This is a genomic window from Streptomyces sp. ITFR-16 (genome assembly GCF_031844705.1).
Taxonomy (GTDB): Bacteria; Actinomycetota; Actinomycetes; order Streptomycetales; family Streptomycetaceae; genus Streptomyces.
Genome location: NZ_CP134609.1, coordinates 3,925,190 through 3,941,504, shown reverse-complemented (window position 1 = coordinate 3,941,504; position 16,315 = coordinate 3,925,190). Strand labels below are relative to the sequence as shown.

The following is a 16,315-nucleotide window of genomic DNA, read 5'->3' as shown; positions in this document are numbered from 1 at the left end:
ATGACTCGGGGCATTCGATACGAGCTGGGAGCGTGCAGATGTCCGCGGGCTTCGATCCTGTCGCTGATGACATGTCCGGCGCGGAGGTCCGCCCGGGGGGACGCTCGGAGGTCCTGCCGGGGGAGAACCCCGGGGCCGCCCTGGCCGGCCGGCTGTCCGGACTTCCCGGGAGCGAGCAGACCCGGCTCCTGGCCGATCTGGTCTGCGAGCAGACCGCCGCGTGCCTGCGCAAGGTCCGGCCCGACACCGAACCGGTGGTCGTCGCCCACACCTCCTTCCGGGAACTCGGGCTCGACTCCATCGCCCTGGTCGACCTGCACGCGCGGATCAACGCGGCGACCGGGCTCGCCCTGCCCGTGACCGCCGCCTTCGACCACCCGAGCCCGGAGCTGCTGGCCGCCTGCGTCCGCACCGAGCTGCTCGGCGCGCCCGCCGGACCGGCCGTCGCCGCGGACCCCGCCCCGGTGCCCGCCCCCGCCTTCGCCGACGAGCCCATCGCGGTCGTCGGCATCAGCGGCCGCTTCCCGGGCGGCATCCGCTCGGCCGAGGACCTGTGGAAGCTGGTCGACGACGGCGAGAGCGCCGTCGGCCCCTTCCCGGAGGATCGGGGCTGGGACCTCGACGCCCTCTTCGACGACGACCCCACCGTTCCCGGCACCTGCTACACGCGTACCGGCGGATTCCTGCACGACGCCGCCGAGTTCGACGCCGCGTTCTTCGGGATCAGCCCGCGCGAGGCGCTGGCCATGGACCCGCAGCAGCGGCTGCTGCTGGAGACGGCCTGGGAGGCACTGGAGCGCACCGGGATCGATCCGACCTCGCTGCGCGGCAGCCGGACCGGTGTGTTCATCGGCGCCGGTCCCTCCGAGTACGGGCCCCGGGTGCAGGACGCCCCCGAGAGCCTGACCGGCTACCTCGTCACGGGCGGCGCGCTGAGCGTCACCTCCGGCCGTGTCGCGTACGCGCTGGGCCTGGAGGGTCCGGCGCTCACCGTCGACACCGCCTGCTCCGGTTCGCTGGTCTCGCTGCACCTCGCCGTCCAGTCGCTGCGGCGCGGCGAGTGCTCGATGGCGCTCGCGGGCGGCGTGACCGTCCTGAGCACCCCCGGTCTCTTCACCGAGTTCAGCCGGCAGCGCGGGCTCGCCCCGGACGGACAGATCAAGGCGTTCGCGGCGGGCGCCGACGGGACCTCCTTCGCCGAGGGCGTCGGCCTGCTCGTGGTGGAGCGGCTCTCCGACGCCCGGCGCCACGGCCACCAGGTGCTCGCCGTCGTCCGGGGCTCCGCCGTGAACCAGGACGGCGCGAGCAACGGCCTCACCGCCCCGAGCGGCACCGCCCAGCAGCGCGTCATCGCGCAGGCCCTCGCCGACGCCGGGCTCACCGCCGCCGAGGTGGACGCGGTCGAGGCGCACGGCACCGGCACGACCCTGGGCGACCCGATCGAGGCCCGGGCGCTGATCGAGACCTATGGCAGGGACCGCCCCGAGGACCGGCCGCTGTGGCTCGGCTCGGTGAAGTCCAACCTCGGGCACACCCAGGCCGCCGCCGGTGTGGCCGGGCTGATGAAGATGATCATGGCGATGCGGAACGGGGTGCTCCCCCGCACGCTGCACGTCGACGCCCCCAGCGGCAACGTCGACTGGTCGGCGGGGACCGTACGGCTGCTCACCGAGCCCGTCCCGTGGCCGGGGACGGCGGACCGGCCGCGCCGTGCGGGCGTCTCCGGATTCGGGATCAGCGGCACCAACGCCCATGTGATCGTGGAGGAGCCGCCGGCCGACGACTCGGTGGCGGCGGACGGCGAGCCGGTGCCCGCCGCCGACCCCGGGCCGGTGCCCGTGCCCGTCGGGGCGCGGTCCGACGAGGGGCTGCGGGCCCAGGCCGCGCGGCTGGCGGAGTTCATGGACGAGCGGGACGGCCTCTCCCCCGCCGACCTCGGGCATGCGCTCGGCACCGGCCGCGCCGCGCTCGAACACCGGGCCGCTGTCGTGGCCGCAGACCGCGGCGAACTGCTCGCCGGGCTGCGGGCGCTGGCGGCGGGGGACGACGCCCCCGGCACCCGTACGGGCACCCTGCCCGCCGGACGGCTCGCCTTCCTCTTCACCGGCCAGGGCAGCCAGCGCCTCGCCATGGGACGCCGGCTGTACGACGCCTACCCGGTCTTCGCGGACGCCCTCGCCGACGCCATCGGCTGGCTCGACCTCCAGCTCGACACCTCCGTGTGGGACGTCCTGTTCGCCGAGGAGGGGTCCGCGCACGCTGCCCTGCTCGACGAGACCCGGTACGCGCAGACCGCGCTGTTCGCCGTCGAGGTCGCCCTCTTCCGCCTCGTCGAATCCTGGGGCATCCGGCCCGACTTCGTGGCAGGCCACTCCATCGGGGAGATCGCGGCCGCGCATGTCGCCGGTGTCCTCAACCTGGAGGACGCGGCCACCCTCGTCGCCGCACGCGGCCGGCTGATGCAGGAACTCCCCGCGGGCGGCGCCATGATCGCCGTTCAGGCCACCGAGGAGGAGGTGCTGCCCCTCCTCGGTGAACGGGTCGCGGTCGCCGCCCTCAACGGGCCCGAGTCGCTGGTGCTCTCCGGCGAGGAGGACGCCACCGTCGCGCTCGCCGAGCGCTTCGCCGCCCAGGGGCGCAAGACCAAGCGGCTCCAGGTCAGCCACGCCTTCCACTCGCCGCTCATGGAACCGATGCTGGAGGAGTTCCGCCGCATCGCCGGCATCCTCGCCTACTCCGCGCCGCGCATCCCCGTCGTCTCCACCGTCACCGGACGCCTCGCGACCTCGCAGGAGCTCTGCTCGCCTGACTACTGGACCGGCCACGTCCGCAACGCCGTCCGCTTCTGTGACGCCATGGACTGGCTCGTCGGCCAGGGAGGCGCCCGCACCTTCCTGGAACTCGGCCCCGACGGCGTCCTCAGCGCCCTCGGCCAGACCGGCCTGCCCGAGGAGCGCGCGGCCGACACCGTCCTCGCCCCGCTGCTGCGCGCCGGCAAGGACGAGGTCCGTGAGGTGCTCGGGGCCGCCGCGCTCGCCCATGTGCGCGGTGCGCGCCTCGACTGGCAGGCCGTCTACGCCGGCCACCCCACCCGCCGCGTCGACCTGCCCACCCACGCCTTCCGGACCCGCCGCTACTGGCTCGACCCCGAGCGGGCCACCGGGCCCGGCGCCCTCGCCACCCGCCACCCCGTCCTGAGCTCGGTCGTCCACCTCGCGGGCGCCGGCACCACCGTGCTGTCCGGCCGCCTGTCGGCGCGCACCCACCCCTGGGTCGCCGACCACACCATCGCCGGCGTCACCCTCCTCCCGGGTACCGCCTTCGTCGAACTCGCCCTGCGCGCCGGGGAGGAGACCGGCTGCGGCCTCGTCGATGAGCTGACCCTCCAGGCCCCCCTGGTGCTGCCCGAGGCGGGCGCGGTCGCCCTCCAGGTCGTCGTCGCCCCCGCCGACGCCTCCGGCCGCCGCACCGTCGAGTGCTACGCCCGCCCCGACACCGTGGAGGCGGCCGGGGACGACTGGGTGCGGCACGCCACCGGCGTCCTGGCCCCGGCCGTCCCGGACCCGCACACCGCCGCCCTCGCCGGGACCTGGCCGCCCGCCGGCGCCGTCCCGCTCGACGTCAGCACCCTGTACGCGGACATGGCCGACGAGGGCTACGGCTACGGGCCCGCCTTCCACGGGGTCCGCGCCGCCTGGCTGCGCGACGGAGAGGTCTTCGCCGACGTCGAACTCCCGCAGCAGGCCCGCGCCGGCGCGGCGGGCCACGCACTGCACCCGGCCCTGCTGGACGCCGCCCTGCACCCCGCCGACCACGCCCTCTCGGCGGCCGGCAACCGCCCCGAGGGGACCTGGATCCCCTTCTCCTGGAACCGCGTCGCGCTGTACGCGGCCGAGGCGACCGCCGTCCGCGTCCGCATCGCCGCGCGCGGCCGGGACGAACTCGATGTGACGGTCTCCGACGCGTCCGGCGCCCCCGTCGCCCGGGTCGAGTCCCTGCTGCTGCGGGCCGTCACCGGGGACCAGCTCGCCGCCGACCGCTCCGACCCGCTGCTCGCCGTCCGGTGGAACACGGTCGAACTGCCTCAGGAAGAAGTGGAGTTCGCGGAGCTGGCGGACGTGACCGGCGCGGAGGTGCCGCCCGTCGTCGTGTACCGCACCCCGCCCACCCCGGCGGGCGATGTTCCCGCAGCCGTCCGTGCCGTCACCGCCGACGCGCTCGCCGCCGTGCGGACCTGGCTGGCCGACGAGCGGTACGCCGGGTCCCGGCTCGCCGTCGTCACCCGCAACGGGGCCTCCGTACCGGGCACCGACGTCGACCTCGCCCAGGCACCCGTCTGGGGTCTCGTCCGGTCGGCCGAGGCGGAGAACCCGGGCCGCTTCGTGCTCGTCGACACCGACGAGCCGGGATCGGTCCTTCTCGGGCGTGCGGCGGCCGCCTCCGCCGAACCCGAAATCGCCCTGCGCGGCACGGAGTCGTACGTCCCCCGGCTCGCCGCCGTGCCCGCCGCCGACGAGGAGCGCCCGGCGCCCTGGGACGGGACCGGCACCGTACTCCTGACCGGCGGCACCGGCGGTGTGGGCGCCGAACTCGCCCGCCACCTGGTCCGCGAGCACGGTGTACGGCACCTGCTGCTCACCAGCCGGCGCGGCGCGGACGCCCCCGGGGCGCGCGAACTCCTCGCGGACCTCGCGGCCGAGGGCGCCGAGGTCACCGTCAGCGCCACCGATGTCGCCGACCGGGACGCCCTGGCCGCCCTGCTCGCCGCCGTCCCCTCCGCGCACCCGCTGCGCGCCGTGGTGCACGCGGCGGGCGTGATCGACGACGGCCTCGTGGGCCACCTCACCGCCGAACGGCTCGACACCGTGCTGCGGCCCAAGGTGGACGCCGCCTGGCATCTGCACGAGCTGACGGCCGGCCTCGACCTCGCCGCCTTCGTCCTCTTCTCCTCCGCCTCGACCGTCCTGGACGGCGCCGGGCAGGGCAACTACGCCGCCGCCAACCTCTTCCTCGACGCGCTGGCCGCCCGCCGCGCCGCCGCCGGGCAGGTCGTCACCTCCCTGGCCTGGGGGCTGTGGGCCGGAGGCGGCGGGATGGGAGCGGGCCTCGACGCGGCCGCCCTCACCCGTATCGAGCGCCTCGGCCTGGACTCGCTGTCCTTCGAGGAGAACCTCGCCCAGCTGGACAAGGCCCTGGGCACCGACGAGCCGGCCGTGGTCCCCGTACGCGTCAACGCGCGTGCGGTACGGGCCCGTACGGACGGCACGCCCACCCTGCTGCGGGCGCTCGTCCGACCCCGCACGGCCCTCCGCACCGCCGGTGCGAGCACCGCCGCCACCACAGGGGCGGCCCCGCTCGCGGTGCGCCTCGCGGAGCTGGGCGCGGCCGACCGCCTCGCCACCGTCCTGCACCTGGTCCGCACCGAGACCGCGGCCGTCCTCGGCTACCGGAGCGCCGAAGAGGTCACCGCCAACCGGGCGTTCATGGAGACGGGCTTCGACTCCCTCGCTGCCGTGGAGCTGCGCAACCGGCTCGCCACCGCCACCGGACTGCGGCTGAGCGCGACCCTGACCTTCGACTACCCCACGGCCACGGCCCTGGCGGAGCACCTTGTCACCAAGCTCGTGGCCTCCGCCGCGCCCGAGACAGCGGCGGCGGCTCCGGTGGCCCGTACGCGGGCCACGGAGGACGATCCGATCGTCATCGTCTCCATGGCCTGCCGCTACCCGGGCGGGGTGACCTCGCCCGAGGAGCTGTGGCAGCTCGTCGCCGAGGGCTCCGACGCCATCGGGCCCTTCCCGACCGACCGGGGCTGGGACGACGACCTCTACGACCCGGAGATCGGCAAGCCCGGCCGGACGTACTCGACCGAGGGCGCGTTCCTGTACGACGCCGCCCGGTTCGACCCCGCGTTCTTCGGGATCAGCCCGCGCGAGGCCCAGGCCATGGACCCGCAGCAGCGGCTGCTCCTCGAGGTCGCGTGGGAGACCTTCGAGCGCGCGGGGATCGACCCCCGCTCGGTGAAGGGCAGCTCCACCGGTGTCTTCGCGGGCGTGATGTACCACGACTGGGGGCTGCGGCTCGGCCCGCTCCCCGAGGACGTGGCCGGCTACCACGGCAACGGCAGCCTCGCCAGCGTGGTGTCCGGAAGGGTCGCGTACACGCTGGGACTCGAGGGCCCGGCGGTCACGGTCGACACGGCGTGCTCGTCTTCGCTGGTGGCCCTGCACATGGCGTCGCAGGCGCTGCGGTCCGGTGAGTGCTCGCTTGCCCTGGCCGGCGGGGTCACGATCATGTCCACCCCGGACACCTTCCTCGACATGGCCCGCCAGCGCGGGCTGGCCTCGGACGGCCGCTGCAAGTCCTTCGGCGTCGGCGCGGACGGCACGGGCTGGGGCGAGGGCGCGGGTGTCCTCCTGCTGGAACGCCTTTCCGACGCCCGCCGCAACGGACACCGGGTGCTGGCCGTGGTGCGCGGCTCCGCGATCAACCAGGACGGCGCGAGCAACGGCCTGACCGCCCCGAACGGACCGGCCCAGCAGCGCGTGATCCGCGGGGCCCTCGCCCATGCGGGCCTGACGGCCGCCGAGGTCGACGTGGTGGAGGCGCACGGTACGGGAACCCGGCTCGGCGACCCCATCGAGGCGCAGGCGCTGCTGGAGACGTACGGGCAGGAACGCCCCGACGGGCAGCCGCTGTGGCTGGGCTCCATCAAGTCCAACATGGGCCACACGCAGGCGGCGGCCGGGGTCGCGGGCATCATCAAGATGGTCATGGCCATGCGCCACGGCGTCCTGCCCAGGACTCTGTACGCGGAGACGCCGTCGGACCAGGTGGACTGGGCCGCCGGTGAGGTGGAACTGCTCACGGAGGCCCGGGAGTGGCAGCCGGTGGACCGGCCCAGGCGGGCCGGTGTCTCCTCCTTCGGGATCAGCGGCACAAACGCCCACGTGATCATCGAGCAGGCCCTCGAAGAGCCGGCGGACGTGGCCGTTCCCGCCGCGCTCCCCGCCCTCTCCTGGCCGGTCTCCGGTGCCACGCCCGAGGCGCTGCGTGCCCAGGCCGACCGGCTCCGCGCCCGGCTGGACCTGCTGACCGACGAGGAACTGGTCCCCGCCGCCCTCACCCTGGCCACCGGACGGGCAGCGCTGGAGCACCGCGCGGTCGCCCTCGGCGCCGACCGCGAGGAACTCGCCCGCGCGCTGGAACTGCTCGCGGCTGCGGAGGGCGCGGACCCGGTGCAGGACGGCAGGACCGCTTTCCTGTTCACGGGTCAGGGTGCGCAGCGGCTGGGGATGGGTCGTGGGTTGTACGAGGCGTTCCCGGTGTTCGCGGCGGCGTTCGATGCGGTGTGTGCGGAGGTTGACGCGCACTTGGGTCGGTCGTTGCGGGATGTGGTGTGGGGTGAGGATGCGGGCGAGCTGAATGCGACCGCGCACGCTCAACCGGCTTTGTTCGCCTTTGAGGTGGCGTTGTTCCGGTTGGTCGAGGGCTGGGGTGTGACGCCTGATGTGGTGGTGGGGCACTCCATTGGTGAGGTGGCTGCCGCGCATGTGGCGGGGGTTCTGTCGCTGGCGGATGCGGTCCGGTTGGTGGTGGCTCGTGGTCGGTTGATGCAGGAGCTTCCTGCTGGTGGTGCGATGGTCGCGGTCCAGGCGACCGAGGCGGAAGTCCTGCCGCTGTTGACGGAGGGTGTTGGCATTGCGGCCGTCAACGGACCTACGTCCGTGGTGGTTTCCGGTACGGAGGCTGCCGCGCTGGCCGTGGGCGAGCACTTTGCCTCCGCAGGCCGCAAGACCAGCCGGCTCGCTGTCTCGCACGCCTTCCATTCGGCGTTGATGGAGCCGATGCTGGACGAGTTCCGTGCGGTGGCGCAGGGGCTGGCCTTCAGCGAACCGCGTATCCCGGCCGTCTCCACCGCCACCGGGGAGCTGTCCTCGGAGTGGCAGTCGCCGGAGTACTGGGTCGGCCAGGTCCGTGAGGCAGTGCGCTTCGCCGACGCGGTGCGGACGGCCGAGGGCCTGGGCGCGCGGACGTTCGTGGAGATCGGGCCGGACGCGGTGCTCACCGCGCTCGGGGCCGGGGCCGTCGACTCCGGCACGTTCGTCCCGCTCGTGCGGCGGGACCGCGACGAGGCGCGCGAGGCGCTGGCCGGGCTCGGAGCGGTCTGGGCGCGCGGGACCGAGGTCGACTGGCCTGCCGCGCTCGGTGCCCGGGGCGGCAACGGGCCCCTCGTCGATCTGCCCACGTACGCCTTCCAGCGCAAGCGCTACTGGCTCGATGTGACCGCCGGGGCCGGCGATGTCGGCTCGGCCGGGCTCGACCCCGTCGACCACCCCGTGCTCAGCGCGGCCGTCCTGTCGCCGGAGTCCGGGTCCCTGGTCCTGACGGGACGGCTCTCGACCGCCGCCCAGCCCTGGGTCGCGGACCACGGCGTGCACGGCGCTGTGCTGCTGCCCGGCACCGGGTTCGTCGAGCTGGCGGTCCGCCTCGGTGACCAGATCGGCTGTGACCTCCTGGAGGAACTGACCCTGGAGGCGCCGCTCGTGCTGCCCGGGTCCGGGGGCGTGGCCCTGCGGGTCGCCGCCGGTGCTCCGGAGCCCTCGGGCCGTCGTCCGCTGCACATCCACTCGCGGCCCGACGGTGCTCCCGAGGACGCCTGGACCCGGCACGCCACCGGCTTCCTCGCCACCGGCGCACCCGCGCAGGTGGACGCGGATCTCACCCAGTGGCCGCCGCGCGGGGCCACCCCCGTGGACGTCGAGGGCGCCTACGAGCGGCTGAGCGAGCGCGGATACGGCTACGGCCCCGCGTTCCAGGGCCTGACGGCCGCCTGGCGGCGCGGCGACGAGCTGTTCGCCGAGGTCGCCCTGCCCGAATCCGTGCGTGCCGAGGCCGCCGACTACGGGCTGCACCCGGCGCTCCTGGACACCGCGATGCATGTGGACGTCCTCGTCGACCAGGGCGAGGGCGGCACCGAGGCGCTGCTGCCCTTCGCGTGGAGCGGGGTGTCGCTGCACGCGACCGGAGCCGCCGCGCTGCGGGTGTACGTACGCCGCATCCGGGGCGCGGAGGAGTCGGCGATGGTCGTCGCCGACGAGACCGGCAGCCCCGTGATGACCGTGTCCTCGCTGATCTGCCGTCCGGTCTCCGCCGACCAGCTGGCGCGGGCGGACGGCCCGGTCTCCGACGCGCTGCACCACATCGCGTGGACGCCGCTCGCGGAGCCGGTCGAGCCCCTGCCGGCCTCCACCGTCGTGCTCGACGAGTACGGGCTCGCGATCCTCAGCGACCCGTCGGCCGCCGTGCTGGCCTGCTGCCCCACCCCGGCCGGCCGGCCGGTGCCCGAGGCCACGCGCACGATCACCTCGTACGTGCTCGACCTGCTCCAGTCCTGGCTGATCGACGAGCGGTTCGAGTCCACCACGCTGGTGGTCGTCACCCGGGGCGCGGTCGCCACCGACGAGGGCACCGCCCCCGATCTGACCCAGGCCCCCGTGTGGGGCATCGTCCGGGCGGCCCAGGCCGAGAACCCGGGCCGGATCGTCCTGCTCGACGCCGACCCCGGCGACACCGCCGACGCGGCGGGCTTCCCGGCCGCCGCCGCTGCCTCCCTGGCCCTCGGGGAACCCGAACTCGCCCTGCGTGAAGGCAGGTTCCTCGTCCCGCGCCTGGTCCGTACGGCCGTGCCGGAGGGCGACGCCCCCTGGAACGGCGACGACACCGTCCTGATCACCGGCGGCACGGGCGGGCTCGGCGCACGCATCGCGCACCACCTCGTCGCACGGCACGGCGCCCGTCACCTGGTGCTCACCAGCCGTCGGGGCCTCGACGCGCCCGGCGCCGTCGGCCTCCGCGACCGGCTCGTGGAGGCCGGTGCCGCGGACGTCCGGATCGCCGCCTGCGACGTCTCCGACCGGGACGCCCTGGCCCGGGTCCTCGACGGCATCCCGTCCACGCACCCGCTCGGCGGCGTCGTCCACGCGGCCGGAGTCGTCGACCCCGGGCTGATCGGCGCGCTCACCCCCGAGCGGCTGGACACCGTCCTGCGGCCCAAGGCGGACGCGGCCTGGCACCTGCACGAACTCACCTCGGACATGGACCTGTCGGCGTTCGTGATGTTCTCGTCCGCCGGCGGGCTCGTCCTGCCCGCAGGACAGGGCAACTACGCGGCGGCCAACGTCTTCCTGGACGCCCTCGCCGCCCACCGGCACGCCGCCGGACTGCCGGCCACCTCACTCGCGTACGGGCTGTGGGCCGTCAACACCGGGCTCGGCGGTGAACTCACCGACGCCGACGTGGAGAAGATGAACCGGCTCGGCCTCCCCGCCCTGCCCGCCGCGCGCGGCATCGAGCTCTTCGACGAGGCTCTGCGCACCCGGCACGCCCTGCTGGCGCCCCTGCTCGTCGACCCGGCCGCCCTGCATGCCCGGGGCGGCGACGTACCGCCGCTGCTGCGCGCCGCGGCGGCCGCCGGCCGGCCCGCGCTCCGCCGTACGGCCGCCGCCGCACCCGTGGGCGACAGCCTGGCCCGACGGCTGGCCCCGCTCACCGCGGCCGAACGCCGCCAGAGCCTCCGCGACCTGGTCGCCGGGCAGGTCGCGGCCGTCCTCGGCCACGAGTCCGCCGACACCGTCGGGATCGACCGCGCCTTCAAGGAGCTCGGCTTCGACTCGCTGGCGGCGGTGGAACTGCGCAACGCGCTCAACTCCGTCACCGGGCTCCGGCTCCCCGTCACTCTCGTCTTCGACTACCCGAACACCCGGGCCGTCGCCGACTACCTCGACACCGAACTCGGCGGTACGGAGGACGAGTCGGCGGCCCTGACGGCCGGCACGGCCCCGTCCGCCCTCTCGGACGACGAACCCATCGCGATCGTCGGCATCAGCTGCCGCTTCCCCGGCGGGGTCCGCTCCGCCGAGGATCTGTGGACGCTCGTCGCCGAGGGCCGCGACGCCGTCGACGTGTTCCCCGCCGACCGGGGCTGGGACACCGACGGCATCTACGACCCGGAACCGGGCCTGCACGGCAAGACGTACGCCCGCGAGGGCGGATTCCTTTACGACGCCGCCGAGTTCGACCCCGCGTTCTTCGGGATCAGCCCCCGCGAGGCCGTCGCCATGGACCCGCAGCAGCGGCTCCTGCTCCAGTCGGCCTGGGAGGCCTTCGAGGACGCGGGGATCGACCCGACGGCCATGCGCGGCAGTCAGACCGGGGTCTACGCCGGGGTGATGTACCACGACTACGCCTCCCGGCTCCAGCACATCCCCGACGACGTCGCCGGCTACCTGGGCAACGGCACCGCGGCCTCCATCCTCACCGGCCGTGTCGCCTACACCCTCGGCCTGGAAGGGCCCGCCGTCAGCGTCGACACCGCCTGCTCCTCCTCCCTGGTCGCCCTCCACATGGCCTGCCAGGCGCTGCGGCGCGGCGAGGTCGGCATGGCCCTGGCGGGCGGTGTCACCGTGATGTCGACCCCCGAGATCTATGTCGAGTTCGCCCAGCAGCGCGGGCTCTCCGCCGACGGCCGCTGCAAGGCGTTCGCGGGCGGCGCCGACGGCACGGGCTGGGCGGAGGGCGTCGGCCTGCTGCTCGTCGAGCGGCTCTCCGACGCGGAACGCCTCGGCCACGACGTCCTCGCCGTGATCCGTGGCTCCGCGATCAACCAGGACGGCGCGAGCAACGGCCTCACCGCCCCCAACGGCCCCTCGCAGCAGCGGGTCATCCACCGCGCCCTCGCCGCGAGCGGCCTCACCACGGCCGATGTGGACCTCGTCGAGGGCCACGGCACCGGCACCCGGCTCGGTGACCCCATCGAGGCCCAGGCCCTCCTGGCGACCTACGGCCAGGGACGTCCCGCCGACGACCCGGTCTGGCTCGGCTCCATCAAGTCCAACATCGGCCACGCCCAGGCGGCGGCCGGCGTCAGCGGGGTCATCAAGTCCGTCATGGCCCTGCGCCACGGTCTGATGCCGCAGACCCTGCACGTGGACGAGCCCTCGCCCGAGGTGGACTGGGAGGCCGGAAACGTACGTCTGCTCACCGAGGCCCGCCCCTGGCCGCGCCGGGCGGACCGGCCGCGCCGCGCGACCGTCTCCTCCTTCGGGCTCAGCGGCACCAACGCCCACCTGATCGTCGAAGAGGCACCGCAGCCGGTGGCGGCGGCCGGGGAGTCACGGGTGCGGCCCGTGACCGGCCACCCGCTGCCCCTGGTCCTCTCGGGTTCGGACCCCGAGGCCCCCGCCCGCCAGGCCGCCGCGCTCCGCGACCGCCTGCTCGCGGACCCGGACACGGACCTGGCCGACATCGCGTACACCCTGGCCACCGGCCGGGCGACGCTGGAACACCGCGCGGTGGCCCTGGCCACGGACACGGAGAGCGCGCTGCGCGAGCTGGACGCCCTGGTGGACGGCGAGGGCGTGCGGGACACCGCCACGCAGGGCAGGACGGCGTTCCTGTTCACGGGTCAGGGTGCGCAGCGGCTGGGGATGGGGCGTGGGTTGTACGAGGCGTTCCCGGTGTTCGCGGCGGCGTTCGATGCGGTGTGTGCGGAGGTTGACGCGCACGTGGGTCGGTCGTTGCGGGGGGTGGTGTGGGGCGAGGATGCGGGCGCGTTGAACGCGACGGCGATGGCTCAGCCCGCACTGTTCGCGTTCGAGGTGGCGTTGTTCCGGTTGCTCGAGGCGTGGGGTGTGACCCCGGATGTGGTGGTCGGTCACTCGATCGGTGAGCTGGCTGCCGCGCATGTGGCGGGGGTTCTGTCGCTGGCGGATGCGGCCCGGTTGGTGGTCGCGCGTGGTCGGTTGATGCAGGAGCTGCCGACCGGGGGCGCGATGGTCGCGGTCCAGGCGACCGAGGCGGAAGTCCTGCCGCTGTTGACGGAGGGTGTGGGCATTGCGGCCGTCAACGGACCTACGTCCGTGGTGGTTTCCGGGACGGAGGCTGCCGCGCTGGCGGTGGGTGAGCACTTTGCCGCGCTCGGTCGTAAGACGAGCCGCCTGTCTGTCTCGCATGCGTTCCATTCGGCGTTGATGGAGCCGATGTTGTCGGCGTTCCGGGAGGTCGCGGCGGGGCTGGTGTACTCCGAGCCGCAGGTCCCGGTGGTCTCCACCGTCACCGGGGAGCTGTGTTCGGAGTGGCAGTCGCCGGAGTACTGGGTCGATCAGGTTCGCCGGCCGGTCCGGTTCGCGGACGCCGTCCGCAGTGCGGAAGAGGCGGGTGCGCGGACGTTCGTGGAGATCGGGCCGGATGCGGTGCTCACCGCGCTCGGGGCCGGGGCCGTCGACTCCGGCACGTTCGTCCCGCTCGTGCGGCGGGACCGCGACGAGGCGCGCGAGGCGCTGGCCGGGCTCGGAGCGGTCTGGGCGCGCGGGACCGAGGTCGACTGGGAGGCGTTCTGCGCCGGTACCGGTGCGCGCCGGGTGGACCTTCCCACGTACGCATTCCAGCGCACGCGGTACTGGCTGGACGCCCCCGCCGCCGTCGGTGATGCCGCCGGGCTCGGGCAGCTGCCCGCCGGGCATCCGCTGCTCAGTGCCGTCGTGGTCTCGCCGGAGACCGGGGCGCCCGTGCTCACCGGCCGGCTCTCCGTCGCCACGCATCCGTGGCTCGCGGACCACGCCGTGCACGGCAGCGTCCTGCTGCCCGGCACCGCGTACGTCGAGATGGCGCTGCGCGCCGGTCACGAGGCGGGCTGCGGGCAGTTGGAGGAGCTGACCCAGGAGACCCCGATGCTGCTGCCGGCCAAGGCCGGTGTCGCGGTGCAGGTCGCCGTGGGGGAGGCGGACGAGTCAGGGCGGCGCGATGTCGCGGTGTACTCGCGGGCCGAGGATCTGCCCGCCGACGCGCCGTGGACGCGGAACGCCCGTGGTGTCCTGGCCGCCGAGCCCGCGCCCGTCGTGCCGGACCTGGAGGCCTGGCCGCCGGCCGGGGCCCAGGCGGTCGATGTGAGCGGGATGTACGAGGACCTGGCGGGGCTCGGATACGGCTACGGGCCGGTCTTCCAGGGGCTGACGGCGGCCTGGCGGCGCGGGGACGAGCTCTTCGCGGAGATCGGCCTGCCCGAGCACGCCCGCACCGACGCCGCCGCGTTCGCTCTGCACCCCGCGCTGCTCGATGCCGCGCTGCACGCCGAGCGCATCTTCGACGCGGACCACGACGGACCGGTCCGGGCCTCGCTGCCCTTCGTCTGGAACGGCGTCACCCTGCACGCCACCGGCGCCCCCGCCCTGCGGGTGCGGCTGACCAAGCCGGGCCCCGACGCCGTCGCCCTGCGGATCACCGCGCCGACGGGCGAGCCCGTGGCCGCGGTCGAGTCGCTGGTGGTCCGTGAGGTGTCCGCCGCGCAACTGGCGGGCGACGGGGACGGCCGGGGCGCGGCTCTCTTCCGTATCGACTGGCAGGCGCCGCAGGCGAACCAGGCGGCCACCGCGCCCGGTTCCACCGATGACTGGCTCGTCGTCGGTGCCGCGCTCCCCGGCATCCGGTCGGTCGACTCGCTCGCGGAGGCGGTCTCCGGGGCCGGGGTCCCCGGCACGGTGCTGCTGACCGCGCCGGACGTCTCCGACGTCTTCGGCACGGCGGGCGGGGTGCCCGAGCAGGTGCGCACGTCGGTCGGGCGGCTCCTCGACGGGCTCGGCCAGTGGCTGGCCGACGGGCGGTTCGCCGACACACGGCTGGTGCTGGTCACCCGGAATGCCGTGGTCGCGGGCGACGGGGACGAGGTGGACTGCGTGCAGGCCCCGCTCTGGGGTGTCCTGCGCGCGGCACAGGCCGAGAACCCGGGCCGCTTCACCGTCGTCGACCTCGACAGCGCCGACGCGTCGGTGGCGGCGCTGCCCGCGGCCCTCGCCTCGGCCGAGACCGAGATCGCCGTCCGCCGGGGCCGGATCCTGGTCCCCCGCTACACCGCCACCACCGGCGACGCCGGGTCCCCGGTGTGGTCGCCGGACGGCACCGTACTGATCACCGGCGGCACCGGCCTGCTGGGCGCGGTCCTCGCGAAGCACCTGGTCGCGGAGAAGGGCGTACGACACCTGGTGCTCACCAGCCGACGGGGTGCGGACGCCCCGGGGGCGGAGGAACTGCGGTCGCAACTCACGGAGTCGGGCGCCGAGTCGGTCCGGATCGTCGCCGTCGACGCGGCCGACCGGTACGCGCTCGCCGCGCTGCTCGACGAGATCCCCGCCGCGCACCCGCTGACCGGCGTCGTGCACGCGGCCGGGGTCATGGACAACGCGCTCGTCGGAGCCGTCACCCAGGAACAGGTCGGCAAGGTGCTGCGGCCCAAGGTGGACGCGGCCTGGCACCTGCACGAGCTGACCCGGAACCTGGATCTGTCGGCGTTCGTGCTGTACTCCTCGGCCGGCGGCCAGATCCTCTCCGCCGGGCAGGCCACCTACGCAGCCGCCAACGTCTTCCTGGACGCCCTGGCCGCCGAGCGCCGAGCGGCCGGTCTGGCCGCCACCTCGCTGGCCTGGGGGCTGTGGGAGGGCACGGTCGGGGAGGGCCCGGAGCTGACCGAAGCCGACCTGCGCCGGATGGGCCGCTCCGGGGTGCTGGAACTGTCCTTCGCCGACGGGCTCGCGCTGTTCGACGCGGCCCTGGGCGTGGACGCGGCGCTGCTCGCACCGGTCCGGCTCGACCGGGCCGCGCTGCGCGAACGGGCCGACGAGATTCCGGCGCTGCTGCGGGGCCTGGCCGGTCCGCCGGTCCGCAGGGGGCCCCGGCCCGCCGCGGTCCCGGCGGCGGGTGCCGGCGACACCGGCGGCTCCCTCGTCCGGGCCAAGCTGGCCGGGCTGCGGCCCGGCCCGGAGCAGACCCGCTGTCTGGAGGAGCTGGTACGGGGCCACGCGGCCGCCGTGCTCGGCCACGGCGACCCGACCGGGGTCGCGGCAGACCGGGGCTTCACCGAACTCGGCCTGGACTCCCTCGGCGCGATCGAACTGCGCAACCGGCTCCAGAAGGCGACGGGGCTCCGGCTCCCCGCCACCCTGATGTTCGACTACCCCAACTCGGCCTCCCTGGCCGCGTTCCTGCTGGAGGAACTGGCGCCCGAACCGGCGGCCACCTCCCCGGGCGGGGAGTCGCTGGACGAGGACGGCATCAGGCGGGCCCTGCTGTCGATCCCGGCCGCGCGGCTGCGCGAGGCGGGACTCCTCGACACCCTGCTCGGCCTGGCGGCCGGCACTTCCGATGCCGCCGACGCCGCCGAAGCGTCCGACGCCTGCGCCGAACAGGGTCCGGCCATCGAGGAGATGGCCGTGGACGACCTCGTACGAGCCGCCATGGCCGGCGGCGAACTCAGCTGATCCCG

The 16,315-nt window shown here is 75.0% G+C and carries 1 protein-coding gene; it reads left to right on the top strand.

What is annotated here, in order from left to right; translation table 11 throughout:
- The first annotated feature begins 71 nt into the window (after positions 1 to 71).
- On the top strand, positions 72 to 16,310 hold the full coding sequence (locus tag RLT58_RS17345) for an SDR family NAD(P)-dependent oxidoreductase (RefSeq protein WP_311311289.1): 16,239 nt from the start codon (positions 72 to 74) through the stop codon (positions 16,308 to 16,310).
- Positions 16,311 to 16,315 lie beyond the last annotated feature (5 nt).